The organism is Rhizobium sp. WCS2018Hpa-16 (genome assembly GCF_031843705.1).
Classification (GTDB): domain Bacteria; phylum Pseudomonadota; class Alphaproteobacteria; order Rhizobiales; family Rhizobiaceae; genus Agrobacterium; species Agrobacterium tumefaciens_C.
In genome coordinates this window covers 1-21,564 of sequence record NZ_JAVTIX010000007.1, presented here as the reverse complement: position 1 = coordinate 21,564, position 21,564 = coordinate 1, and the positions used below count along the sequence as shown (strand labels likewise).

At 52.7% G+C, this 21,564-nt stretch carries 22 protein-coding genes and 1 other RNA gene; 12 read left to right on the top strand and 11 right to left on the bottom strand.

What is annotated here, in order from left to right:
• Positions 1 to 125 precede the first annotated feature (125 nt).
• Complete coding sequence (locus RQI55_RS18345) at positions 126 to 281, top strand: hypothetical protein (RefSeq protein ID WP_192064442.1); 156 nt, start codon at positions 126 to 128, stop codon at positions 279 to 281.
• Between the two features lie 25 nt (positions 282 to 306).
• Here RQI55_RS18345 and RQI55_RS18340 read toward each other — a convergent pair whose 3' ends face one another.
• The 4 genes from RQI55_RS18340 to RQI55_RS18325 all read right to left on the bottom strand — a co-directional run bounded on the left by RQI55_RS18340 (position 307) and on the right by RQI55_RS18325 (position 5,439).
• Positions 307 to 786, bottom strand: a complete 480-nt coding sequence (locus RQI55_RS18340; RefSeq protein WP_042617554.1) for a 2TM domain-containing protein — start codon at positions 784 to 786, stop codon at positions 307 to 309.
• A gap of 218 nt (positions 787 to 1,004) precedes the next feature.
• On the bottom strand, positions 1,005 to 2,030 hold the full coding sequence (locus RQI55_RS18335; RefSeq protein ID WP_192064440.1) for a class I fructose-bisphosphate aldolase: 1,026 nt from the start codon (positions 2,028 to 2,030) through the stop codon (positions 1,005 to 1,007).
• Positions 2,031 to 2,286: 256 nt separating this feature from the next.
• The gene (locus tag RQI55_RS18330) at positions 2,287 to 3,489 is read right to left on the bottom strand and encodes a phosphoglycerate kinase (RefSeq protein WP_243255127.1); all 1,203 of its coding nucleotides are present in this window, start codon (positions 3,487 to 3,489) and stop codon (positions 2,287 to 2,289) included.
• A gap of 75 nt (positions 3,490 to 3,564) precedes the next feature.
• Positions 3,565 to 5,439: a potassium/proton antiporter gene (locus tag RQI55_RS18325; protein ID WP_243255128.1), complete on the bottom strand. Its 1,875-nt coding sequence runs from the start codon at positions 5,437 to 5,439 to the stop codon at positions 3,565 to 3,567.
• 323 nt (positions 5,440 to 5,762) lie between these two features.
• Between RQI55_RS18325 and RQI55_RS18320 the strand changes: the two genes are divergently transcribed.
• Together RQI55_RS18320 and RQI55_RS18315 are read left to right on the top strand one after the other, a co-directional pair.
• Positions 5,763 to 6,053, top strand: coding sequence for a type II toxin-antitoxin system RelE/ParE family toxin (locus tag RQI55_RS18320; RefSeq protein WP_042617549.1), 291 nt, complete (start codon positions 5,763 to 5,765; stop codon positions 6,051 to 6,053).
• Positions 6,054 to 6,062: 9 nt separating this feature from the next.
• The gene (locus RQI55_RS18315) at positions 6,063 to 6,389 is read left to right on the top strand and encodes a HigA family addiction module antitoxin (protein WP_243255130.1); all 327 of its coding nucleotides are present in this window, start codon (positions 6,063 to 6,065) and stop codon (positions 6,387 to 6,389) included.
• A gap of 85 nt (positions 6,390 to 6,474) precedes the next feature.
• On the opposite strand, the gene gap is transcribed toward RQI55_RS18315, so the two are convergent.
• Entirely contained in the window at positions 6,475 to 7,485 is a 1,011-nt protein-coding gene (gap, locus tag RQI55_RS18310) for a type I glyceraldehyde-3-phosphate dehydrogenase (protein ID WP_243255131.1), read from the bottom strand.
• Between the two features lie 99 nt (positions 7,486 to 7,584).
• Positions 7,585 to 9,567 carry a transketolase gene (gene tkt, locus RQI55_RS18305; RefSeq protein WP_192064436.1) on the bottom strand — a complete coding sequence of 661 codons (1,983 nt, stop codon included), beginning with the start codon at positions 9,565 to 9,567 and terminating at the stop codon, positions 7,585 to 7,587.
• Between the two features lie 323 nt (positions 9,568 to 9,890).
• On the opposite strand from tkt, the gene RQI55_RS18300 reads away from it, so the two are divergent.
• The 4 genes from RQI55_RS18300 to RQI55_RS18285 all read left to right on the top strand — a co-directional run bounded on the left by RQI55_RS18300 (position 9,891) and on the right by RQI55_RS18285 (position 12,420).
• The gene (locus RQI55_RS18300) at positions 9,891 to 10,163 is read left to right on the top strand and encodes a DUF4164 domain-containing protein (protein ID WP_042617545.1); all 273 of its coding nucleotides are present in this window, start codon (positions 9,891 to 9,893) and stop codon (positions 10,161 to 10,163) included.
• Between the two features lie 13 nt (positions 10,164 to 10,176).
• Positions 10,177 to 10,554, top strand: coding sequence for a cell division protein ZapA (locus RQI55_RS18295; RefSeq protein ID WP_311273231.1), 378 nt, complete (start codon positions 10,177 to 10,179; stop codon positions 10,552 to 10,554).
• A gap of 96 nt (positions 10,555 to 10,650) precedes the next feature.
• Positions 10,651 to 10,809: non-coding RNA, 6S RNA (ssrS, locus tag RQI55_RS18290), on the top strand.
• Positions 10,810 to 10,884: 75 nt separating this feature from the next.
• Entirely contained in the window at positions 10,885 to 12,420 is a 1,536-nt protein-coding gene (locus RQI55_RS18285) for a site-specific integrase (RefSeq protein ID WP_311273230.1), read from the top strand.
• A 95-nt stretch (positions 12,421 to 12,515) separates the two neighbouring features.
• Here RQI55_RS18285 and RQI55_RS18280 read toward each other — a convergent pair whose 3' ends face one another.
• Complete coding sequence (locus RQI55_RS18280) at positions 12,516 to 12,764, bottom strand: helix-turn-helix transcriptional regulator (RefSeq protein WP_311273229.1); 249 nt, start codon at positions 12,762 to 12,764, stop codon at positions 12,516 to 12,518.
• Positions 12,765 to 12,851: 87 nt separating this feature from the next.
• Here RQI55_RS18280 and RQI55_RS18275 point away from each other — a divergent pair, with 87 nt between their 5' ends.
• The 3 genes from RQI55_RS18275 to RQI55_RS18265 all read left to right on the top strand — a co-directional run bounded on the left by RQI55_RS18275 (position 12,852) and on the right by RQI55_RS18265 (position 14,794).
• The gene (locus RQI55_RS18275; protein WP_311273228.1) at positions 12,852 to 13,586 is read left to right on the top strand and encodes a hypothetical protein; all 735 of its coding nucleotides are present in this window, start codon (positions 12,852 to 12,854) and stop codon (positions 13,584 to 13,586) included.
• Between the two features lie 10 nt (positions 13,587 to 13,596).
• The gene (locus RQI55_RS18270; protein ID WP_311273227.1) at positions 13,597 to 13,929 is read left to right on the top strand and encodes a hypothetical protein; all 333 of its coding nucleotides are present in this window, start codon (positions 13,597 to 13,599) and stop codon (positions 13,927 to 13,929) included.
• Between the two features lie 337 nt (positions 13,930 to 14,266).
• The gene (locus RQI55_RS18265; RefSeq protein WP_311273226.1) at positions 14,267 to 14,794 is read left to right on the top strand and encodes a hypothetical protein; all 528 of its coding nucleotides are present in this window, start codon (positions 14,267 to 14,269) and stop codon (positions 14,792 to 14,794) included.
• Positions 14,795 to 14,877: 83 nt separating this feature from the next.
• Here the strand turns inward: RQI55_RS18265 and RQI55_RS18260 are convergent, their stop codons facing one another.
• Positions 14,878 to 15,405: a hypothetical protein gene (locus RQI55_RS18260; RefSeq protein WP_311273225.1), complete on the bottom strand. Its 528-nt coding sequence runs from the start codon at positions 15,403 to 15,405 to the stop codon at positions 14,878 to 14,880.
• Between RQI55_RS18260 and RQI55_RS18255 the strand changes: the two genes are divergently transcribed.
• Positions 15,397 to 16,122: a hypothetical protein gene (locus RQI55_RS18255; RefSeq protein WP_311273224.1), complete on the top strand. Its 726-nt coding sequence runs from the start codon at positions 15,397 to 15,399 to the stop codon at positions 16,120 to 16,122. The two genes, RQI55_RS18260 and RQI55_RS18255, sit on opposite strands and share 9 nt — an antisense overlap.
• A gap of 108 nt (positions 16,123 to 16,230) precedes the next feature.
• On the opposite strand, the gene RQI55_RS18250 is transcribed toward RQI55_RS18255, so the two are convergent.
• Positions 16,231 to 18,534, bottom strand: a complete 2,304-nt coding sequence (locus tag RQI55_RS18250; RefSeq protein WP_311273223.1) for a hypothetical protein — start codon at positions 18,532 to 18,534, stop codon at positions 16,231 to 16,233.
• Between the two features lie 844 nt (positions 18,535 to 19,378).
• Between RQI55_RS18250 and RQI55_RS18245 the strand changes: the two genes are divergently transcribed.
• Positions 19,379 to 19,954 (top strand): recombinase family protein, encoded by a 576-nt coding sequence (locus tag RQI55_RS18245; RefSeq protein ID WP_311273222.1) that lies wholly within the window; start codon positions 19,379 to 19,381, stop codon positions 19,952 to 19,954.
• A 102-nt stretch (positions 19,955 to 20,056) separates the two neighbouring features.
• On the opposite strand, the gene RQI55_RS18240 is transcribed toward RQI55_RS18245, so the two are convergent.
• Entirely contained in the window at positions 20,057 to 20,785 is a 729-nt protein-coding gene (locus RQI55_RS18240; protein WP_311273221.1) for a hypothetical protein, read from the bottom strand.
• Positions 20,782 to 21,564: hypothetical protein (locus tag RQI55_RS18235; protein ID WP_311273220.1), on the bottom strand; the 783-nt coding region annotated here is incomplete at its 5' end. The genes RQI55_RS18240 and RQI55_RS18235, both read right to left, overlap by 4 nt.

The following is a 21,564-nucleotide window of genomic DNA, read 5'->3' as shown; positions in this document are numbered from 1 at the left end:
CCACTCTCATGCTAAGCGATTGGTTGCGCCGCTGTGGATGGCGCGCGAATGGGGTATGTGTCTTTGGTGAGCGTTAAAAATGTCCAGCCTGTGACACTGTGACAATAAAGCCAAAAGGTTTCGGGATGACGAAGGCAATAGGGCTTTTTTTACTACTGGCCATGGTCGTCCAGATTATTCGCCCGCTTGGCCTGCCGGGCCTGCGCAAACGCGCCGACTTCTGGAAACTCGCAGTGATTGCCTTTGTCATCTGGTCTCTAGTGTTACTGCTGCGGCCCTGAATAGAGCCGCAGCATTCTGAAATCTTCAAAGTTTTCTCTTCAGATAATGCTCCACCTGCCGCTTTTCCCAATCCGCATTGAGGAATGGCACCTTGTCGAATGTTCGCAAACCATGGCCGATGACGGCAAGACCCAGCCCAAGTGCTGGCCAGATGGCCCAGAAATAATGCGGGCTGGTGAGAAGGTTGACCACGGCAAGGAACACAACAAGCACGACATATCTGGCGACGTGCATGTAAAATGCCTTGATGTTGCGCACGCGGGCGAAGGCGACAGCCTCTTCCGCTTCGATGCTGTTTATGGGTGTTGCGGGCATGTCTTTGGGATCCTGTTCGGTGAGTTGCGATACATCGATCTCGAAGATGGACGCCAATGTTTTTGAGGTCTCCAGACTTGGCGCCTGCCCACGCTCGATCCGCTGGATGGTCCGTGTGCTGAGGCCGCTGATGGTCGCCAGTTGTTCCTGCGACCAGCCGCGTTGAAGTCTCAGTTTCTGTATCAACATTGATGTCTCTCCACGTTCGATGCCGAACACCTGCCTTCGATGCCGCACCACTGCCACGTCACGGGGCCGACTGTCGGGTTCGTGTCGGGTGACGCAGGTCGCAAGCCGAGTTGATCATGCTTTGACTGGAGAGGATTTTGAAGGGGAATGGAAAAACAAAACCGCCCGCAACGATGTTGCGAGCGGCGTTTGGACTGGTCTTGAAGCCGGAGGCTGGATCAGGCGGCTTTTTCAAGCTCCTGCTTCCAGTTGCCCAGTGCGGCAAGCGTGTTCATTTCTGCGCGGTGGCGGAAGGCGCGCTGGCCGGCGGCGACATTCTCGGACTTGCCGCCCCATGCCTTGAGAGCCGTATCCTGAAGGGCGCGACCATAGGAGAAGGTAAGGGCCCATGGCAGATCGTAGCCAGCGTTCATGGCGCTCAGATGTGCGGTTGCTTCTTCGGCGGACTGGCCGCCTGAGAGGAAGGCAACGCCCGGAACGGCTGACGACACGGTGGCCTTCAAAACCTTGACGGTCTTTTCTGCGACTTCTTCGACGGATGCCTTGCGGGCGTTCTTGCCATCGATGACCATGTTTGGCTTGAGGATCATGCCTTCGAGGTTGACGCGGGCATCGTACAGATCGGTGAAGACGGTGCGCAGCACCCATTCGGTCACTTCGGCACAACGATCAATGCTGTGGGTGCCGGGTTCACCATCCATCAGAACTTCAGGCTCAACGATGGGAACGATGCCAGCCTGCTGACATAGGGCGGCATAACGGGCGAGCGCCTGAGAATCCGCCTTGATGGAGCCCCATGTGGGCAGGCCCTGGCCGATGTTGATGACGCCGCGCCACTTGGCAAAACGCGCACCGGCTTCGTAATAGGTCTTCAGGCGATCCGCCAGGCCATCGAGACCTTCGGTCACTGTTTCGCCGGGGAAGTTGGCCTGCGGCTTTGCACCCGTATCGACCTTGATGCCGGGAATGCTGCCCGCTGCCTTGATGATATCAACGAAAGGCGTGCCATCGGCGGCCTTCTGGAACAGGGTTTCTTCATAGAGGATGACGCCGGAAATGCACTTCGTCATTGCATCTTCGGTGCGAAACAGCATTTCGCGATAATCGCGGCGGCTGTCTTCGGTGGATGCCAGACCGATGCTGTCAAAGCGCTTCTTGATGGTGCCGGTGGATTCATCTGCTGCCAGCAAACCTTTGCCGTCGGCAACCATTTTCACTGCGATGTCTTCAAGACGTTCCGTCATTTTCAATCTCCCTAAGCACGATGAATCTGGGTTAGCAGAAGAATTTGGGAAGGAAAATGGCACGCTAAATCATTGAAACGATTGAAATCATTTCAATCGTTTGAAACTTCAGGAAATCTTTAAAAATATTTAAATGAGGGGTTGGGTCCCGCTGCGCGCACGTGACGCCATGTCTGGCGCGGTCCCCGGAAACAAGTCTAGGGACGAAGAAAGCGCTCCCGCCCTCCAGGTGGAGAGCGGGACGCGGTGTTCAAGTTTACTTCTGTTCCTGAAGGATGGCGACGCCGGGCAGGACCTTGCCTTCCATCCACTCCAGAAACGCGCCGCCTGCGGTGGAGATGTAGGTGAAGTCATCGGCCACGCCTGCATGGTTGAGGGCGGAGACCGTATCACCACCACCGGCCACGGAAACGAGCTTGCCGTTTCGGGTGCATTCGGCTGCATATTGCGCGGCGGCGACAGTTGCCTTGTCGAAGGGTGCGATTTCGAAGGCGCCGAGCGGGCCGTTCCAGACGAGGGTTTCAGCGCGGGAAATCCAGCCCTTGATGGCTTCGACGGATTTGGGGCCGACGTCGAGTACCATCGCATCTTCAGGGATTTCGCTGATATCGACGACTTCGTTTTCGGCGTTGGCCTTGAATTCGCGGGCAACGACGCCGTCTTCCGGCAGCACGATGGCGCAGCCTGCGGTGGCTGCTTCGATCATGATCTGCTTTGCGGTTTCGGCCAGATCATGCTCGCAGAGCGACTTGCCGACCTGTGTGCCGCGTGCGGCCAGAAAGGTGTTGGCCATGCCGCCGCCGATGACGAGCGCATCGACCTTCTTGACGAGGTTCATCAACAGATCGATCTTGCTGGAGACCTTTGCGCCGCCAACGATGGCAACGACGGGGCGCACGGGTGCGCCGAGGCCTTTTTCCAGCGCCTCAAGCTCTGCCTGCATGGTGCGGCCAGCATAAGCGGGCAGGTGGCGGGCCAGGCCTTCCGTTGAAGCATGGGCGCGGTGTGCTGCGGAGAACGCATCGTTGACGTAGATATCGCCGTTCTTGGCAAGCTCGGCCACGAAGGCCGCATCGTTCTTTTCTTCACCCTTGTGGAAGCGTGTGTTTTCCAGAAGCAGAATATCGCCATTGGTCATGGCGGCGACGGCATCCGCTGCGGGTGCGCCAATGGCATCCGAGGCGAAATGGACCTTCTGGCCCAAGACGTCTTCCACCGAGGAGGTGATGAGGGACAGCGACATATCCGCGACGGGCTCGCCCTTGGGGCGGCCGAAATGCGCCAGCAGAATGACTTTTGCGCCCTTCTTCGACAATTCGAGGATCGTTGGCGCAACACGCTCGATGCGGGTCTTGTCCGTTACCTTACCGTCAGCAACCGGCACGTTGAGATCAACGCGAACGAGAACGCGCTTTCCGGAGATGTCGGTGAGGTGATCGAGGGTCTTGAAGGCTGGCATGGATCGATCCTGATATCGTTGAAAGGATTGGCTTTGCGCGCGACCATACTATGCCTGACCGGTGGTGCAAGTCGCTCAATCATGATTTTCGCTCTGGCCGGGGTCACGTGTCGCTGACGGTATCGTGTTACCGGGCACGGCAGGCGCTTCGCGTTGCTTTTCCTTGGCGATATGGCTGCGGATGCGCTGGTTGATCTCCTTGAAGCTGATGAAAACCGGAAGCGCCGTGGCCGGTTCGACCGGCTCCAGCGAGATGCCGACGCTGGAAATGGCGTGGTTTTCATCCAGATCCCGCACAATCAGAATGAGCGAGCCCAACCTCACGCGGTCTGCATATTCGGCCTTGCCGCCGAAACGGTTCTGGATGAGTTCGGCAACCGTTAGTGACTGTTCCTGCGTCGTCAGAAGGCCGGGGCCGTAGGAGGCATCCAGTTCTTTCGCCGGGCGCTGGGGGGAGATGGCGAAGGTGCCGAAGATGTCCTCATCATCCTTCGTCAAAGGTTTGGCGCTGGCAAACAGCCGGTCCAGAAGGCGGGTGTAGCTGGGCATGACGAAGAGATAGACCAGATCGTTCTCGCGCAGCCGTCCGGCATATTGGTAACGGATGGACTTGCCATCCCGCACCACAAGCGAGGGCATGGCCCAGCGGGGAATGCGCTCGCCCTGCAACACGGCGCTGCCCTTGGCCACGCGGTAGGAGATGAGTTCGTGGTTGGCGGTGCCGGGCAGGTCCACCTCCAGCTTGTCGACATCACCCATGCGCGGCGGGACGATGAGACCCAGCTTCGTGGCCACGGGCTTGATGGTCCATCCCTGTATCAGAAGTGAAACCAGCACGATGATGAAGGCTGCGTTGAAATAGACATCTGCACCCGGCAATCCGCCAAGTGCAGGAAGGATGGCGAGCAGAATGGAGACCGCGCCGCGCAGGCCGACCCATGCGACGAAGGTGGTTTCCTGCTGGGTGTAGTTGAAGGGCATGAGGCTGAGCCAGACGGCAAGCGGGCGTGCGATGAAGATGAGAAACAGCGCCAGCAAGACCGCCGGTATGATGATGGCCGGAAACTGCGAGGGCGTGGCGAGCAGCCCGAGCATCAGGAACATGATGATCTGCGCCAGCCACGTCATGCCCTCATGGAAACGTCGGATCGCGCCCTTGGCAAACACCGTGCGGTTGCCAGCGACGATGCCCGCCACATAAACCGCCAGAAAGCCGCTGCCGTGCATTGCGCCGGTGAAGGAAAAGACCAGAAGCGCCAAGGCCAGAACAAGGATCGGCACCAGTCCGCGATCCACTTGAAAACGGTTGACGACATTGGCGATCATCCAGCCGCCGAGAAGGCCGAAGACCACGCCGAGGCCCATTTCCTGCAAGAACAGCAACAGGAAGCTGCTATCGAAACCGGCAAGACCTTCGCCCTTGGACACCACTTCGACCAGCGCGATGGTGAGGAAAATCGCCATGGGATCATTGGTGCCGGACTCCACTTCAAGGGTGGACCGCACCTGATCACGAATATGGATGCCGCCGATGCGCAGGAGGAAGAACACGGCCGCCGCATCTGTCGAGGCAACGATGGAGCCGAGCAGCAGTCCTTCCAGCCAGGAAAAGCCCAGAAGAAGCGCGGCTGCGCCTGCGAAAAACACCGATGTCAGCACCACGCCGACGGTGGCGAGCGCAATGGACGGCCCGGCTGCCAGCCGGAAGGACTGGACCGATGTGCCGAAGCCTGAATCAAACAGGATGACGGCCAGCACCAGCGAGCCCATCATATAGGCCAGCGGATTGTTGCTGAAATGGATGCCCAGCCCATCCGTGCCAGCGGCAAGGCCTATCATCAGGAACAAGAGCAGAAGCGGGGCGCCGAAGCGGTAGGCGATGAGGCTGGAAAAGGCGGCGACAAGAACAAGGACGGTGGCGACCAAGAGTAAGATGTAAAACGATTCCACGCACACGTCCTTCCATGAAGGTCGCTTGCCACGTATGCTCCCGCACGTCAGCAATCAATGCGCCACGTTTTGGACGGCCACGGCGCGCTGTTTCACGCAGAGGTCAGGGCAAGGCGAGGTCTATCGAATGGTACGGCAGGGAGCGATGCGAACACACACGCGACCGAATCCCTAGTCTTGATTTTTCCGGGCGAAAATAGACGAGAGCAAGGCGGCGGCTAGAAATTCATGAAAGATGTACTATCGAACGCAATCGCAATGAACGGTGAGATGATGCGTATAGCGTAGCTTGACGCTTTTCACCTGATTTGCTAGCTTTTGATATGAAAATTCGAAACGTGATCCATAAAGGTTTACGCCGCCTGATCGAAGATGATGACGCGACCGGCCTGCAGTCTGCCGTAGTCCCGAAACTTCTTCGCATTGTTTCGTTCCTTCAGGAAATGGAACGGGAGGAGGAGTTGCGCACGGTTCCAAGCTGGAAGGCTCATCAGCTTGTGGGTGATCGTAAAGGGACCTGGAGCCTTTTCGTGACGAAGAATTGGCGGATCACGCTGCGGATCGATCAAGCTGAAATCGAAATTGTCGATCTTGACTATGAAGACTACCACTAGGAGGTGGCTATGAATGCGATGCAAGGCATCCGCCTGAAGAACCCTGCTCATCCCGGCGGTTTCATCAAGAGCGAGATTATTGAGGCGCTTGAACTATCGGTAACGGCTGCGGCGCAGGTCCTCGGCGTTACGCGCGCGGCATTGTCTGCGCTGTTGAATGAGCGTTCTAACCTGTCGCCGGAGATGGCGTTGAGAATAGAAAAAGCCTTCGGGGTGTCCATGGATACGCTCATGAGGATGCAGAACAGCTTTGACATTGCTCAGGCGCGCAAGCGTGAAGGTGAGATTCATGTCGCACAGTTCCGTCCAAGCCATTCGATGACCCGATCGTGCTGACTTTGCCTGAGACGTGACACCCTAAAACGAGAAAACCCGGCGAGATCGCTCTCGCCGGGTTTTGCTGTTCATAGACAGAACGAAATCAGATGGTCTTGGCGAATGCCACGGCTGTGTCCGACATGCGGTTGGAGAAGCCCCATTCGTTGTCGTACCAGGTCAGGATGCGCACGAAGTTGCCTTCCATGACCTTTGTCTGGTCTGTCGCGAAGATGGAAGAGTGGCTGTCGTGGTTGAAGTCACGGGAAACCAGTGGCTCGTCCGTGTAGCCGAGAACGCCCTTCAGCGCGCCGTTGGATGCGGCCTTGATGGCTTCGTTGATTTCTTCGACCGTGGTGTTTCTCTTGGCCACGAACTTGAAGTCGACAACCGATACGTTTGGTGTTGGAACGCGGATCGATGTGCCGTCGAGCTTGCCCTTGAGGTGCGGCAGAACGAGGCCGACAGCCTTGGCAGCGCCGGTCGATGTTGGGATCATGGACAGGGCTGCGGCGCGGGCGCGGTACAGGTCCTTGTGCATGGTGTCCAGCGTTGGCTGGTCGCCCGTGTAGGAGTGGATCGTGGTCATGAAGCCGTGGTCGATGCCGACGACGTCATCCAGAACCTTCACGACCGGCACCAGGCAGTTGGTGGTGCAGGAAGCGTTGGAGATGACGAGGTGATCCTTCGTCAGCTGGTCGTGGTTGACGCCGAAAACGACCGTCAGGTCCGCACCTTCGGCAGGAGCCGAGATGATGACGCGCTTTGCGCCAGCGGTGAGGTGGGCGGCGGCCTTGTCACGGGCAACGAAAATGCCTGTGCATTCCAGCGCGATATCGACGCCGAGTTCCTTGTGCGGCAGCTGTGCAGGGTCGCGAACGGCGGTTACCTTGATCGGCTTGCCACCGGCAACGATGATGGTGTCGCCTTCGACCTTCACGTCTGCAGGGAACTTGCCATGGATGCTGTCATAACGCAGCAGGTGCGCATTGGTCTCGACCGGGCCGAGGTCGTTGATGGCAACGACTTCGATATCGGTACGGCCGGATTCCACGATGGCGCGAAGGACGTTGCGGCCGATGCGGCCGAAACCGTTGATGGCAACTTTAACTGTCATTGAGATACTCCCTGTCAATATATTCGAATTTTGTTTGAAATGGTGACAGCCCGGAGAGGCGAATGGCATGTCCGCCGCCCCAGGTTTTGTTCAGGCCGTTCAGCCGAGCTTTGCTTCAGCCGCAGCAACCACTGCTTCTGCAGTGATGCCGAACTTCTTGTAAAGCTCCTTGGCAGGTGCGGATGCGCCGAAGGAGTGCATGCCGATGAAGTCACCATCATTGCCGATGAAGTAATCCCAACCCTGACGGATGGCGGCTTCGACACCGATCTTGACAGGCGACGTGCCGATGATGGCTTCGCGGTAGGTTTCTGGCTGTTCCATGAACAGTTCGAAGCAGGGAACCGACACAACGCGTGTGGAAATGCCCTTTGCCTTCAGATCAGCTGCGGCCTTGAGTGCGATTTCCACTTCCGAGCCGGAGGCGAAGATCGATACCTTCGCATCGCTATCCGAAACCAGCTCATAGGCTCCGTGGGAGACGAGGTTCTTTTCCTCGTAGTCCTTGCGGGCCGGTGTCAGGTTCTGGCGGGTCAGCGCCAGCGCAGATGGGCGGTTTTTCTGATGCAGGGCGAACTGCCAGGCTTCCGCTGTTTCCGTTTCATCCGCAGGGCGGAAGACCAGAAGGTTTGGAATGGCGCGAAGCGCAGCGATCTGCTCGACCGGCTGGTGGGTCGGGCCGTCTTCACCAACGCCAATCGAGTCATGGGTCAGAACGTGAACGACGCGGATGCCCATGAGAGCGGCCAGGCGGATGGACGGACGGCAATAATCCGAGAAGATCATGAAGCCGCCAGCGTAAGGAATGAGACCGCCATGCAGCGCGATACCGTTCATGGCGGCTGCCATGCCGTGCTCGCGGATACCGTAGTGGAGGTAACGGCCGGAGAAATCGGTCGGTGTGATCGACTTCATCTGGCTGGTCTTGGTGTTGTTGGATGGCGTGAGGTCGGCAGAGCCGCCGATGGTTTCAGCCAGAATGCCGTTGATGACTTCGAGGGCATCTTCCGATGCCTTGCGTGTGGCAACGGTTGGATTGTCAGCAGCGACCTTCTTCTTGAAGGCATCGATCGAGCTGTCGAAATTGCCCGGCATATCGCCAGCAAAGCGGCGCTTGAACTCAGCCTTTTTGTCCGCGTCTGTCGCTTCGAGGCGTGCGATCCATTCCTGGCGAGCCTTGGTGGAGCGCAGACCGGACAGACGCCATGCGTCGAGCACATCTTCTGGAATGACGAATGCTTCGGCTTCCCAGTTTGCGTTCTTGCGGGCGGCAGCAATTTCTTCGGCACCCAGCGGGTTGCCGTGCACCTTGTGCGTGCCCTGCTTGTTTGGCGCGCCAAAACCGATGATGGTCTTGCAGGCGATGAAGGTTGGGCGGTCGGACTTGTGTGCGGCTTCGATGGCGTTTGCAATCGCTTCCGGGTCGTGACCGTCGATCTCGATGGTGTTCCAGTGAACGGCCTTGAAGCGCGCGATCTGGTCTGTGGAATCGGACAGGCCAACTTCACCATCGATGGTGATGTTGTTGTTATCCCAGAACAGCACGAGCTTGTTGAGCTTCAGGTGGCCAGCAAGCGCGATGGCTTCGTGGCTGATGCCTTCCATGAGGCAACCGTCGCCGCACAGCGCATAGGTGTAGTGATTTTGCAGATCCGAACCGAATTCTTCTTCCAGCTTGCGTTCGGCAATGGCCATGCCAACTGCGTTGGCAATGCCCTGACCGAGCGGACCTGTTGTCGTTTCAATGCCGGTAGCATGGTTATATTCCGGGTGACCTGCGGTCTTGGAATCCAGCTGACGGAAGCGCTTGATCTCGTCGATCGTCATGTCCTCGTAACCGGTGAGGTAGAGGAGCGCGTAAAGCAGCATGGAGCCGTGACCGGCAGACAGCACGAAGCGGTCGCGGTCTGGCCACTGCCAGGCCTTCGGATCGAATTTCATGTAACGGGTGAAAAGGACCGTGGCCACATCCGCTGCGCCCAATGGCAGGCCGGGGTGGCCGGAATTGGCCTTCTCCACAGCATCCATGGCAAGAAATCGGATTGCATTGGCCATCCGGTCGTGTTTATCGCGAGAAATCATGGCTTTTCCGTCTGTTCCGGGTGAAAGGAGATAGCCTTATGACTATCCAAAAAGCGGTTTGATCCATAGCAGGTGGTGCGGGCGAGTCAATAAAACCAGGGCCGCTTGCGGTTCGATCTTGAACAAAAATCGTTTCGCATGATGGCGACATTTGGACGCCCGCCACGTTTGCGCCCTTGCGGTGGTGCATTCATCCACAGCGCAAAGTGTTTGAATGTATTGGTTTGATTGACGTAGAGGTTAACAAAGTCATATCGTGCAGCGGCCCTGATTGACACCAAGCGACAACGATTCGGCTTGTGGCTTGCGGTTTGGAAGAAACGATGACGGCGGAAAAAACCATACACATCGCGTTGTCGGAGCTTAGCTCCGCCATCAACAGCCTTGAAAACGCAATCGACATGCGGATCGAGCGCCAGCGCGAGAGCGGCGAGGTTGAGAACGAGGTGAAGCGCGTGCATGTGGACCGTGCGCGCCTGGCGCAGGAGCTTGACCAGTCGCAATTTCGCGCCAACCGCCTTGAGGAAGTCAATCGCGAGGTTTCCCGCCGCCTTGTGACGGCAATGGAAACGATCCGCGCAGTGCTGGACCGGTAAGGACTTAAAATTCATGGCTCAAGTAACGGTGATGATTGACGGCAAGGCCTATCGCATGGCCTGCGAGGCAGGGCAGGAAGCGCATCTGACCGATCTCGCCAGCCAGTTCGACCAATATGTCGGCCACCTGAAAAGCCAGTTCGGCGAGATCGGCGATCTGCGCCTGACGGTTATGGCGGGCATCATGATAACAGACGAAATGTCGGAGCTTTCCCGCAAGATCGAAGCGCTGGAAAAGCAGGTTGCGACGCTTCAGCACAGCCATGATGGAATGGCCCAGAGCAAGGCGAGGACCGACGAGCTGGTGGTGAATGCCATCTCGGATCTGTCATCGCGCCTGAACGGTATTACCGAAAAACTGGTGGCAAGGCCCAAGCCTGCGGTGAATTAGTACGGCCTGACCGGGCGATTTCACGCTTGGCGCTCCTCATGCGAAATTATGGCGTCGCCCCCTTCCGCATGTTCACGAACTTCCCTATATAAAGAATGCGTTCTGCGCTTCTCGACAGGAAACTCAATCCCTGGGGCCATACTCGATCCAAAGGGAGCTGTCCCTGGCCAGGCCCGTGGGCTTGGACATATGGCGCCCACCTACGTTTGTAGGCACCCAGGATCGTAAAACTCCATCGGTCGCCGCGGATCGCACTTTATACCTTTGATTTTATTGAGTTTCGGATCTTGTTGCAGCTTTTTAACACCGATTTTGACACCGGTGTGAAAATTGACCGGTCCGGCAATGTCAAGTCAATATCGCCTTCATCTGCATTCCAATGGCTATTATTATCATCGGGTCAAAGTCCCTGCTGATATTCGCTTGTTGTACGGTAAGCAGATCGTGCAACTATCACTCAGGACGCGCGATTTTAGAGACGCTGTTCGGCGGCTCCCGGCTGTGATCGTCGAGGTAGATCGGCAGTTTTCCCAATTCCGAAACGATATCGCAGATACTTTCGGGGCGTTAAGTCGCCTTGATAACAATCTTCTTCCCCCCGTTTTTACTCGAAAGAATGCGCCTGCAATCGCTTCGTTTCATTTGGTTGAAAAAATCAGGGGCTTGGTGCGGGCTGAGATGACTTTGATCAATGATGGAAGCGATCAGTTTCTTGCTGTCCGTAACAGCGCTACGCCCACGGAAAAGCGTTCTTTGCCAATGATGTCCGATATCGCGATTGAATGCTTTGAAGCAGTGGCAAGGCAGAAAAACTGGAGTGCCAAAACCAGCGCATCTAGAAGAACACAGATCAATCAGGTGATCGATATTTGTGGTGACAAACCGTTAAACGAATACACCCAACGCGATGTACGACTGCTAAAAACGGTGCTCTTTGCTCTGCCTCCCCAATCCCAAGGAAAGAGGCAATTCCGCGGACTTTCGAAGGTGGAAATTGCGGATGCTGCAAAGAAGTTAGGCTTGCCGGGTCTTTCAGCCGAGAGCGTCCGGCAGATTATGACTGCGATGAATATTGTTTTTGGGTGGGCAAGGGCAGAATACGACAACACCCTTCAGAACATCGTGCAACCTATGATTCCATCACCATCCAGTGGCGGCAGTAAGAAAGACAAAAGAGACGCATTCTCCATTTTTGAGCTTCAACAGCTTTTCAACAGCTCGGTTTTCTCCAAGGTGAAAAGCGTCAAAGCTTGGCACGAACCGGGGGAAGTCGCCATGCAACATACCGGGCGATATTGGGTTCCTCTTCTTGCGTTATTCGCTGGTGCGAGACTGATGGAAGCTGTTCAGCTTGCGCGGGAGGATATCGGCTGCGAAGGCGATGTTTGGTTCATTGACATTAATGACGACGATGAAGAGCGAACAGGTAAGAGGGTGAAAAATGGCTCGTCTCTCCGGCGCATTCCAGTACACGCCACGCTTGTAGAGCTTGGCTTTGTCGAATTCGTGAAAACTGTTTCCGATGGTGAGCGTCTGTTCCCTGACATTCCCATTGGTCCTGCCACTCAGCGGCATCGCTACGCTTCAAAGATGTTCAACAATCTTCTCATGAAAGCTGGCGTAAAAGGACCGAAAAAGGTTTGGCACTCGCTTCGACACTCGTTCGAACAGGCTTGTCGCGACAGCCGCGTTGATAGCGCGATTATGGATCAGTTGCAGGGACATTCGCAGAAAGGAATGCGTGGCGTTTACGGTGCCGGTTACAAGCTGCCAGCGCTCCACGAGGGCATCAAGTCGATCATATATAACGGACTTGACCTCCAACATGTTCATCCCTTCTTATCGAGCGGAAAAGTCAGGTTGTAAGGCGCTGGGGTATTTGTCGAGCGCCCTTGATCATTGTTGTTCCCCAAAATCAGCGCATGCAGCTTTTTGCAGGAACGGTCCCAGGATCAATGCTCCTACTGCTCCAAAATAGTAGGGATCAGTTTTTTCAGCTCTTCTGAGGCATCGAACCCGATCACTTCAGCTATTCGGACGTATTCAATTACGTCAATTCTTCTTTCTTTACTTTCAAGGTGCGCTACCCAAGGCTGACTTTCGCCTAAAGCTTTTGCAACCTCGTCTTGTTTTAAGCCTGCCTTTTTACGCTTCTCAATGATGAGTTCGACTAGAGCCGATTGTCCCACAGAACGAATAGTTTTCTTCATGTGAATGGCCCCTTGATTGACAGGGCTCTTCAGATATATGGGAGAATGATATATGGAAAAAATCCATATTAGAAAAATATAATAAAAATGGATGATGAGGGCGGTGTGGCATCTGAGAATTTATGGAGAGGTTGCAAGACTTGCGGAAAGCAAATTGCTGTCAGAGCAAAGGCTTGTCCGCATTGCGGACATCAGCATTCCCGGTTTCGTCGGTTTAAATGGGCAGCGATTGGTCTCGTTTCCTTCACCGTGATTGCAGCTTTCGCCGCGCCCAAAGAGCAGGACGGACAAGCGCAGCAAAATGGCGCGCAAACAAAGCCTGTGAACGCTTCTGCGTCTAAGCCAGCCACTCTTCCTTTGCCCGAGAAGCAAGCAGCGCTCATTGCGGCGCTCTCCGAACATGAGACGCTGTTCAATTCAGCGACGAATGAACTTCAACAAAGCGCTATCCGGGATAAACGTCGTGTCGCGATCCTTGCAACACTTGGTCAGCAACTTCGTATCGAAGGCTGGTCGGGAACGCTCATGAAGCTAGAGACGAACAGCGAAGGCAAGGCGATCATAACAGTTAGGATCGCTCCAGGCGTCGATCTTTTGACATGGAACAATTCACTTTCGGACAGCGTGCACGGCACCATGATCGACAAAGGCACCCCGCTCTACGCTGCCATGATGAACATGGCTGTCGGCGACAAAATCAAGGTTTCTGGGAATTTCGTTTCAGCCGATGCCGATGGAATTTTCGAAAACAGCATGACCATCCGAGGCGCTATGACGGCTCCCGAATTTCTTTTCCGGTTTGATGCAATTTCAAAACAATGAGGTATGAAATATGGCTCTAATCAATTGCCCTGAATGCAGTGAAAGTATTTCTAACACCGCATTCAAATGCCCTAAATGCGGCGTCCAGTTGCGCAAGCCTAAGCGGGGTTTTTTTGGCAAGCTTTTCAAATGGTCCTTTGTTGCGTTCAATATCTTGATGGCGATTTGGGTTGTTGGTGGCTTCAACGCAGCTACCAAAGATTATGACGCCCTATCTGGTGCTGAGCAAACGGGGGCAGCGATTGGAACTGGCTTAGGCGTGGCAATGCTAATGGCGCTGTGGGTAATAGGTACAGTCATTCTTGGGATTTTCGTTATCTTCACTCGCCCGAAAGCCGTTTAATGTTCAGAATAATTGCTACAGTTACTCTTCTGGTTTCCTGTGCCACCGTGGGATTTTCGCAAGAAAAATGCGTGACGGAAACAGACGTGTTGAAATACGTGAAGCAGCAACGAATGGTCGAAGGTCGTTGTTATTGGAACACCAATACAGCTGGGTCTGATGAAGAATTTCAATGCGTGAGAACATGGGTCTCACCTAATAAGACGTACTTTTCGGTCGAAGATCAAAATGGCTGTTTTGTAAACCCACGCACAATCAGTCAGAGAGAAATGAATAAGCTGTATAGGGTCAAGGCGCCAAAGCACGCCTGCGATGACTGTGGTTAGGAATGGCGGGGATGGTGAGAGGACTTTCTACAGTCGTTGTTGCAGCAATCGCAGTTATGGCTCATGCCAATTCGGCGGACGCTGACAGTTTTGACTTTTCATCTTTTCAAGTGAAAACCCTTTATCAAGGCAAAGCAAAAATGCCCGATTTTAAAGGACAAGATGCAGATTTTGCACCCTTTGGGACACGCATAAAGGACGCTATGAAGTCTGGCGTGACGTTCGCTGGAGAATTTTCTGTTGCGCAGTTTGGGTGCGGCACCGGCTGCACAACGGTAGTGGTCGCGAACAATAGGACCGGGCGGCTTTACAGCTTCCCCAGAGGGGGTGAGTTCAATCAGGGGCTTACGCTCGAATTTAAGCCGAGCAGCAACCTCATGCTGGTGCGCTGGTACACAGACAGCTTATGGGAATCTTGCGTGCTTGAATCGTTGATATTCGAGAGCGGCAATTGGATTGCCAAGGATGCTTTTGCGGGAAAGGGTGATGAGGCTTGTGCCGGGGACGTGCTGCAAAGCGCGTTCAAAGCAAGGGAATAGGTAAGGCGTTCGTTGCTCTTTCCGAAAGAGATGCTGATCACGATCGAGACCAAGCCGAGTTTCGACTATTAGCGCTGTTGTGATCAGAATTGGGAAGCGTTCCAGTCGATGCTCCAGCATGTCTGTGGCAGGTTTGCGAGAAGATCAGACAACTCCCTAACAACACTCTCGTCGTCACTTCGCCGGGTTGACTGTCTTACCCAAACCAACGCGCTGCGCTTACTGTTAGTAGTTGCTGCAATACCGAGCTGCGTTGCGATCCGATGGTAAAAACGCTGATCCACATCCAAAACTATCTGCTGTCGCCACGTTCCAAAACCATTTGAAATCAGTGTTTTCTCCAAACCATATTTCCCGGCTGCGAAGCCAGAATCTGCCAAAACCATGGCATTCATTTTAAGGGCGTTTTCTTGGGAATCCACCGGCATATCCTCATTTTCTCGATTGTCAGCAGCCGTGAGAGCAAAGAAACGGTAATGGCATAAAGATTTACTTGAGAAAGCATTCCCATATTCGTTCGTTCGACTGATCATCCCACGCAACAAATTATGATTGTGAGCGTTAGCTGGTGCCCGGCTGTTTTGAGCCGGAAGGGGATTATCATGAGCCATACTTTTACGCCGGGAACACCCGGCGTCTACGACATCGCTGTCGCAAAGTCCTTCATCGAGTCTTTGGAACCTGAAGAAGAGCAACAGCAATCGATGGTGATGTTGTTGAATCTGGGCAATCTTAGCAGCTACGTGAATGACTATGCAGCAGCAATTGGGCTTCACACCCATGTTGGACAACTTCGCGCTGCTGTCGTCAAAGAGATGGCTCCAGATACCCTGGAATTCAACAACAACATGCACATGCTGAAAAATTGGGATGAGATGGCAGGGCGTGAAGCTGCCATGACGATCTTCCATGTCGGTAAGGCGTTGGTGCAGATCAAAGCCAACATGCGGTTCACACCAACCATCAAAGCAGATGTTGATAGCGACTCACTGAGGAAAGCAACGGGAGAATTGGAACGGGCTTTTCCGAACTACAATTTTGCCAGACACGCTGCTGGTCATCGGGCAGAATCCATGGCTTCTCTTGAGAAGGTCAAGGAACACGCAATTGAAATTGAGGGTGGTCAGCAATTTATTATGGGCGTCATTGAAGATGATGACTACGTTGCGACGTTCGAAAAAAAACTAATTCGGGTTCCTTTGACGGAGGACGCGCGGCGTCGTCTCAACAATGTTGTTGCATCTATCTATTCAGCGTTTCCAAAGCTTTTGCACATCCTTCCTCAATTGAATTTTGGGGCTGGAAGAACGCAAGCTCACGAAGCATAGCTCAAAGTTCTATTTTGAAGAAAATTATAACGGGTGACCTGTTACTTTAGCAAAGAGTTGAAGCAGGGCGTGGTGGGGGGTGCGCGCTACCCGCTGAACTTCACCGCATTATGGATGCTCCATATGTGACCGGGGAAGGCTTCTCATCAACCGCTTGGCTGCGCCTTTGTCGCCAGCTTTGCCGAAGTGATGAGCTTTCGCAGTCAGCGCCCTGATCTTTTCATCGACTGTCAAACTGGTTCTATTCAGAGCCATACCAGCACGTTTGAATGCATCGTCTCGATTGCCTGGTGTCGCATCAGATACGAATGCCTCCACAATAGCATCTGCATCCGGTCTCTCATGCAAGGCGATTAGCGATGTTTCCGGAACTAGTGGTGTTTCCTCTTCCGCGACACGGCGTTGAAGATACTGCCGCACGTCAAGCATACCGATCTGGCGTGACAACACGTCCTTCCAGACACGTTTGAATATGAAGACATCCGCATTCCATTTCGATTTCACCGGCATCAGAATCCATTTGTTGATGCTGGCACCATTCTTATCAACTGCATCGACGGTTTCATTTTGAAAGCGAGCAAGAATATCCCCTTTGAGAACCTTGAAGACATGGCGATAATTTTTGTCGTTCACCGCGCGGTCCATGAATACCAAAGCATGAAAGTTGTACGGATAGCCTTTATGTGAAAAGCTTTGATAGATAAGGTGAGACAAGCCACGAGACGAGAGATAGTCTGACATTTCAGTCGGCGATGTAACTGCATCATCGAAGTCGAGCACCATAACCTTTGATGAAAGAAGATTGTCAGCAACTAGATGGTTTGACAGGTCATTAAAGCTTCCTTCTCTGAACTGTGGACAATCCCGTTTGAACTTCTTTTCGATGAATGCTGAACGCTGAAATAGTTCGGCAAAGTCGTCTATCTCGTATGTAGCAATTGTGGGGTCTTGGTCGCCACCATGAGACCATACTCGACAACCATACCCTTCGTATTGAATGGTTGCCTTGTCCATAAGAAGACGGTCCTTTTCTGCTTGATCTGCCCTCCAGCGAGCAACACGAGCCGTTACTGTAATGGGTGCTGCCTTTTCGATCCTTAGCTCTTCGTATCCAAGATCAATGAATGCTGGCATACGGCAACCGATAAGCTTTTGAAGCCACGTTGCCTGTCGCTGATCGAATACGAAAAAGCTAACCGCTTCACTGCTTTCCATGTTGCGGAAACTGGTACGACCAAAAAACTGGTAGATGCGCTCGAACGTCATTGAACGAACTGCTTCGTCCGCCGATATCAAAAGGAAATTTGCGAAGAAGGAAAAATCCATCGGGGAATAGTTCAGTGCAGCAAGATGAACTGCAACATTTCGATCCTGCAATTCATTCCAACCGCGTGGATCAGGCGAGACCTTTATCCCATTCTTCGACTTCCATTCATAGGGCTGCTGCAAAATCCCCTTCACCTTCTCGGGGTTATTAAAGGTGTAGATATGATGGGCTTCGGAACATATTGTGTCGACGGCGGCGGAAGCTTTATCAAAAAAAGGCTGCGCACCAATCGTTTCTAAAAGACCTTTCGTGCAATCCGCCTTAGAGAAGTAATAGATCGACGTCTGATCCGCCTTATTTGAGTGATCAGAGTACCGACCTTTGATCGCTGGATGCGGTACAAAATTGATTTCGCTGGAAAGAACGAGAAAAAATAAACTGTCGGTAAAGTTGGCACCCATAACAGTCACCGATTTGAAACCATCGAATATTGAAGCTTTCATAAGTACGAAGAAGGTCAGTCGTTTCCCGTCTGCATACATGAATTTTGTGTAAGAGCTTGCGGAGAGAAGTGTCCGATAGTTACTACTCCATGCTGTTTCTAATACCTTTGGCAGCGACGGCTTTTTTTGATCCTCATTCACAACCAAAACTTCTTCGGTCTGGTATTTCGCAAGAAATTCCGCTCCCTGCGTTGTCACGAACACATCGTAGAAGTCAGGTGTTTCTTTCGTCGCTTTGGTCGCGATCAGTCGCTTAATCGTGTCCTTGGACGTGACCATTCCCTTAAGCGTAATCGCTTCGTAGACATTGGGAATCTCATCAAGAATGAGATGATGCTTACCAGTGTATTTGCGGTCGATCTTCAAAATGACATCGCGGTTGGCGATGATGACTTTATGATTATTTTGAACCAGAAGATCGCGAACAGCGGTCGCACATCTGCGGGTATTTGTGCTGTCGATCTGAACACAATCTATGCCAAGGTCCAGCAAGTTCTTCGCCGTCTCTTGGGAAAGCTTTGTGTTGGGAGTTCCGATTAGGAAGTGTTCGGTGTCACCAGATGCCACGATGAATTCTATCATGCTGTGCGTCTTGCCTGAACCAACAAGACCGTCTACGAAATTTACTAAAGGCTTGGTCATAAAAGTATCCTCTTAAACAAAAAACAAAAGGTCGTAGCTCTGGTGGAAACGCTACGACCTTTCAAAGACTTTTGCTTTTTGGAGGATGCGAACCTAAGCTGATGCTGACCCATAAATCATGAGCCATTCCACCAGCTTCGATTTACAACGATATTTAGCAATCTAGATCAGTGAATCTTTGCGATTTTGATAGATTTTTCGTCTAAAATTATCTCAAAACAGGATTTATTTTCCTACTTCTTGTCCGCTAGAGGTGCCGTGAATTGTTTTATTCTTCGCCTACGGCTCAGTTGAGCTTCGCTCAAGACAACTTGACTTCTTAATGAGTGATTTCTGGAATGGTTGGCGCTAACCAGCACATTGATAGTCGAAAAAATTGATCATTTTTGTAACAAGAGTCTATTATACTATTAGGCGCCCGTTACGTTTTTGACGATATTTTTCGACTATCAATGTGCTGGTTAGCGCCAACGTATCAGTCTTCAATCCAGTTCACATGAGCGAAGCGAATTCGAGCCGTAGGCGAGAGTATGTAAGTCACGCAAATAACAAACGTTCGAAAGCCAGCACCTCACTTCATTCATTTTAAGATCGCCCTCTACAGCCTCTGTAAATGAAGGGTTTTGAAAGCCGAAGTTCCGCTAACCTAGCCAAGGGTACTGTAATTAACCCCCGCCGGAAATTATGGTCGCTCTCAGTGCAGGGAAAATCAACAAGACCGTTATTTGGACGGCTGTAGCGTCTCAAAATGTAAACATAGCGAGACTGTTCTAACACCCATAGTTGACGTGTCTTTTTTCGTGTCTTATAACTGATTCCTACAAAGTCATAGGAGTTTTAAGACTTGGCACTCATAGGCTATGCCCGTGTTTCATCGGTCGGACAAGAACTAGACGTTCAGCGCAACAAGCTACTGGACGCCGGGGTCGAGCCAGACCACCTCTTCGAAGAGAAGAAGTCCGGGCTGGATAGCGGCAGACCCCAACTGAAGGAAGCCCTGCGTTTTGCTCGAAAGGGTGACACGTTCATGGTTTCCCGGATCGACCGTTTGGCACGTTCCACGGCTGACCTTCATCGTATCGTTGCCGACCTACAAGACAGAGGCATTAGCTTCAAATGTCTGGATCAACCGGAAATTGATACCACATCGAAATATGGGAAGTTGATGTTCGGCATTCTGGCATCGATATCCGAATTCGAGACTGATCTTCGCAAGGAGAGACAGATGGATGGCATCGCTGGAGCAAAGGGCAAGGGCGTCAAGTTTGGGAGGAAGGTCCAGTTGACCGATGATGTCGTTGCCACCATTCATAAGATGCGAAATGATGGCGCTCTGATCAAGGAAATTATGGACGCAACATCACTAAGCAAGGCAACCGTTTACCGAGCCTTGGCAGCAAGCTTGATTGTCCTCAAATAGAGAACAACGACGATCTATTGTTCACCTAAGACGAATGATAGCAGAATCTGCTGAGTTGGGGCGTCCAGGCGCGCAACTTCGTCAAGCGTTGCGCTGATCATCTCAGTCGTCGCTTACGTGCATTGATTCCCACATCGCTTCCTTAAGCGCCTGACTGCTTAGAAGACTGATAATCTCAAGTTTCATTGCTTCGGCTTTGAAACGAGTTTGAACATGCACGTCATCGGAAGGATGGTCACCACCGTACACGTGATCGACAGCCCAACTTGCCGCATTGGTTTCGTGAAAGAAAAAAAGTTCGACACACTTTTGATCAATGTCTTCTAGGTACTCTTGAACCTCGTCTCCAAATACGAATCCGCTCTTTTGAACCTCCGTGTGAAGTGCGTTCCAGTTTCCGGTCGTGATGCCATTAACCTCAAACTTCGCGTGAAGAGCAACTAACGTGTTGTAAATTGCAAACCGTTGCTCAAATAGGCTTAGCCGATAAGTCCTATCTGCCGTGTCTTCCGCCAATGCATGTTGCTGTTGAAGCAGGGCGCTCTGCTCTTTGATCGTGACTAATTGAGCATCTACGATTTCGCTATTTTTCTGGAATTGGTCGCGCGTGTCTACAAGTTCCTGCCGCTGAGTGAGGACTGCAGCTACAAGCCATATCACCGCAATTGGCTGAAACCCACCAGCAAGAAAGTCACCGATTTCATTTAGGGAAGCAGTTGTCGGGTACTTTGTGACTCTATCGAAGCCTATCCACAAAAAGAAAATGGCAAAGTAGACAACCGTAAAACCAGTGGCGATGAAAAGCCAATTGATGTTTTTCCATTTAATCATTGCGGCATTCCGCAAATTGAACTCATTTTGATCTTGAATTTTTCACGCAGGTCGGATGATGCAGGGTTGCGTAATTCAGCAAGATATCGCTTGAACTCATCAGCCACTTGCTCGTGAAACTCCGTCCGAATAACACGGATAGTAGCATCTTCACCAAACGAGATCATATCGCCGGTCACGCCAACGATTAGAGCTTCAGTAGAGCCCTTATGATGCATGGCGCAACGCCCTTGGCTATAAAGGTTTCTGGCTGCGTCTTCATTCGTGAGCGGATGACAAACGCTTCGGGTGAACGGCTCCGATGCGGAACAAAACTTTCCAAACAACTGGGAACTAACGCCGTTATTGTGCTTGATTTTTCCCTCTTTGAAGCCCTGAGTCGTTTCTATCACCATAAAATCCAAAGCCAGTATCGCGAAACCGAAAGTGGGCTGCGATCCTTCAAATGGTGCGTTGATGAGATATTGAGCAGGTTTTAAAAACCGCTCGGTGATGGGGTCATTTAAAATATCGACAGCAGTGTTCCAATCGTTTTCGACCGGATTATTGTTATCGAGCCTTAGCGCTTTCCAACGCTCAACTTTGTACTTAGGGCTGATATTGATGTCGTCGCCGCTTCTCGATCCCATCACACCACCAACGCCATGCTGTGAGCTTTCAAGAAGTCCGCGCATTTCATGTCGTACTGGATGTGAATACGATCCATGTTGAACTTTGGATTCTTTGACGTTGCCCCCAAGTTTTATCCAGTTTTGAGTTCGCTCCAGCGGTTTTGGGTT

Coding starts and splice junctions, on each gene's coding strand:
- RQI55_RS18270 (WP_311273227.1), top strand. CDS start 13,597: ATGGCTCTAATCAATTGCCCTGAATGCAGTGAAAGTATTTCTAACACC.
- RQI55_RS18345 (WP_192064442.1), top strand. CDS start 126: ATGACGAAGGCAATAGGGCTTTTTTTACTACTGGCCATGGTCGTCCAG.
- RQI55_RS18260 (WP_311273225.1), bottom strand. CDS start 15,405: ATGGCTCATGATAATCCCCTTCCGGCTCAAAACAGCCGGGCACCAGCT.
- RQI55_RS18280 (WP_311273229.1), bottom strand. CDS start 12,764: ATGAAGAAAACTATTCGTTCTGTGGGACAATCGGCTCTAGTCGAACTC.
- RQI55_RS18250 (WP_311273223.1), bottom strand. CDS start 18,534: ATGACCAAGCCTTTAGTAAATTTCGTAGACGGTCTTGTTGGTTCAGGC.
- RQI55_RS18320 (WP_042617549.1), top strand. CDS start 5,763: ATGAAAATTCGAAACGTGATCCATAAAGGTTTACGCCGCCTGATCGAA.
- RQI55_RS18240 (WP_311273221.1), bottom strand. CDS start 20,785: ATGATTAAATGGAAAAACATCAATTGGCTTTTCATCGCCACTGGTTTT.
- RQI55_RS18335 (WP_192064440.1), bottom strand. CDS start 2,030: ATGACGGAACGTCTTGAAGACATCGCAGTGAAAATGGTTGCCGACGGC.
- RQI55_RS18330 (WP_243255127.1), bottom strand. CDS start 3,489: ATGCCAGCCTTCAAGACCCTCGATCACCTCACCGACATCTCCGGAAAG.
- RQI55_RS18315 (WP_243255130.1), top strand. CDS start 6,063: ATGAATGCGATGCAAGGCATCCGCCTGAAGAACCCTGCTCATCCCGGC.
- RQI55_RS18295 (WP_311273231.1), top strand. CDS start 10,177: ATGGCTCAAGTAACGGTGATGATTGACGGCAAGGCCTATCGCATGGCC.
- gap (WP_243255131.1), bottom strand. CDS start 7,485: ATGACAGTTAAAGTTGCCATCAACGGTTTCGGCCGCATCGGCCGCAAC.
- RQI55_RS18340 (WP_042617554.1), bottom strand. CDS start 786: ATGTTGATACAGAAACTGAGACTTCAACGCGGCTGGTCGCAGGAACAA.
- tkt (WP_192064436.1), bottom strand. CDS start 9,567: ATGATTTCTCGCGATAAACACGACCGGATGGCCAATGCAATCCGATTT.
- RQI55_RS18255 (WP_311273224.1), top strand. CDS start 15,397: ATGAGCCATACTTTTACGCCGGGAACACCCGGCGTCTACGACATCGCT.
- RQI55_RS18275 (WP_311273228.1), top strand. CDS start 12,852: ATGGATGATGAGGGCGGTGTGGCATCTGAGAATTTATGGAGAGGTTGC.
- RQI55_RS18300 (WP_042617545.1), top strand. CDS start 9,891: ATGACGGCGGAAAAAACCATACACATCGCGTTGTCGGAGCTTAGCTCC.
- RQI55_RS18265 (WP_311273226.1), top strand. CDS start 14,267: ATGGTGAGAGGACTTTCTACAGTCGTTGTTGCAGCAATCGCAGTTATG.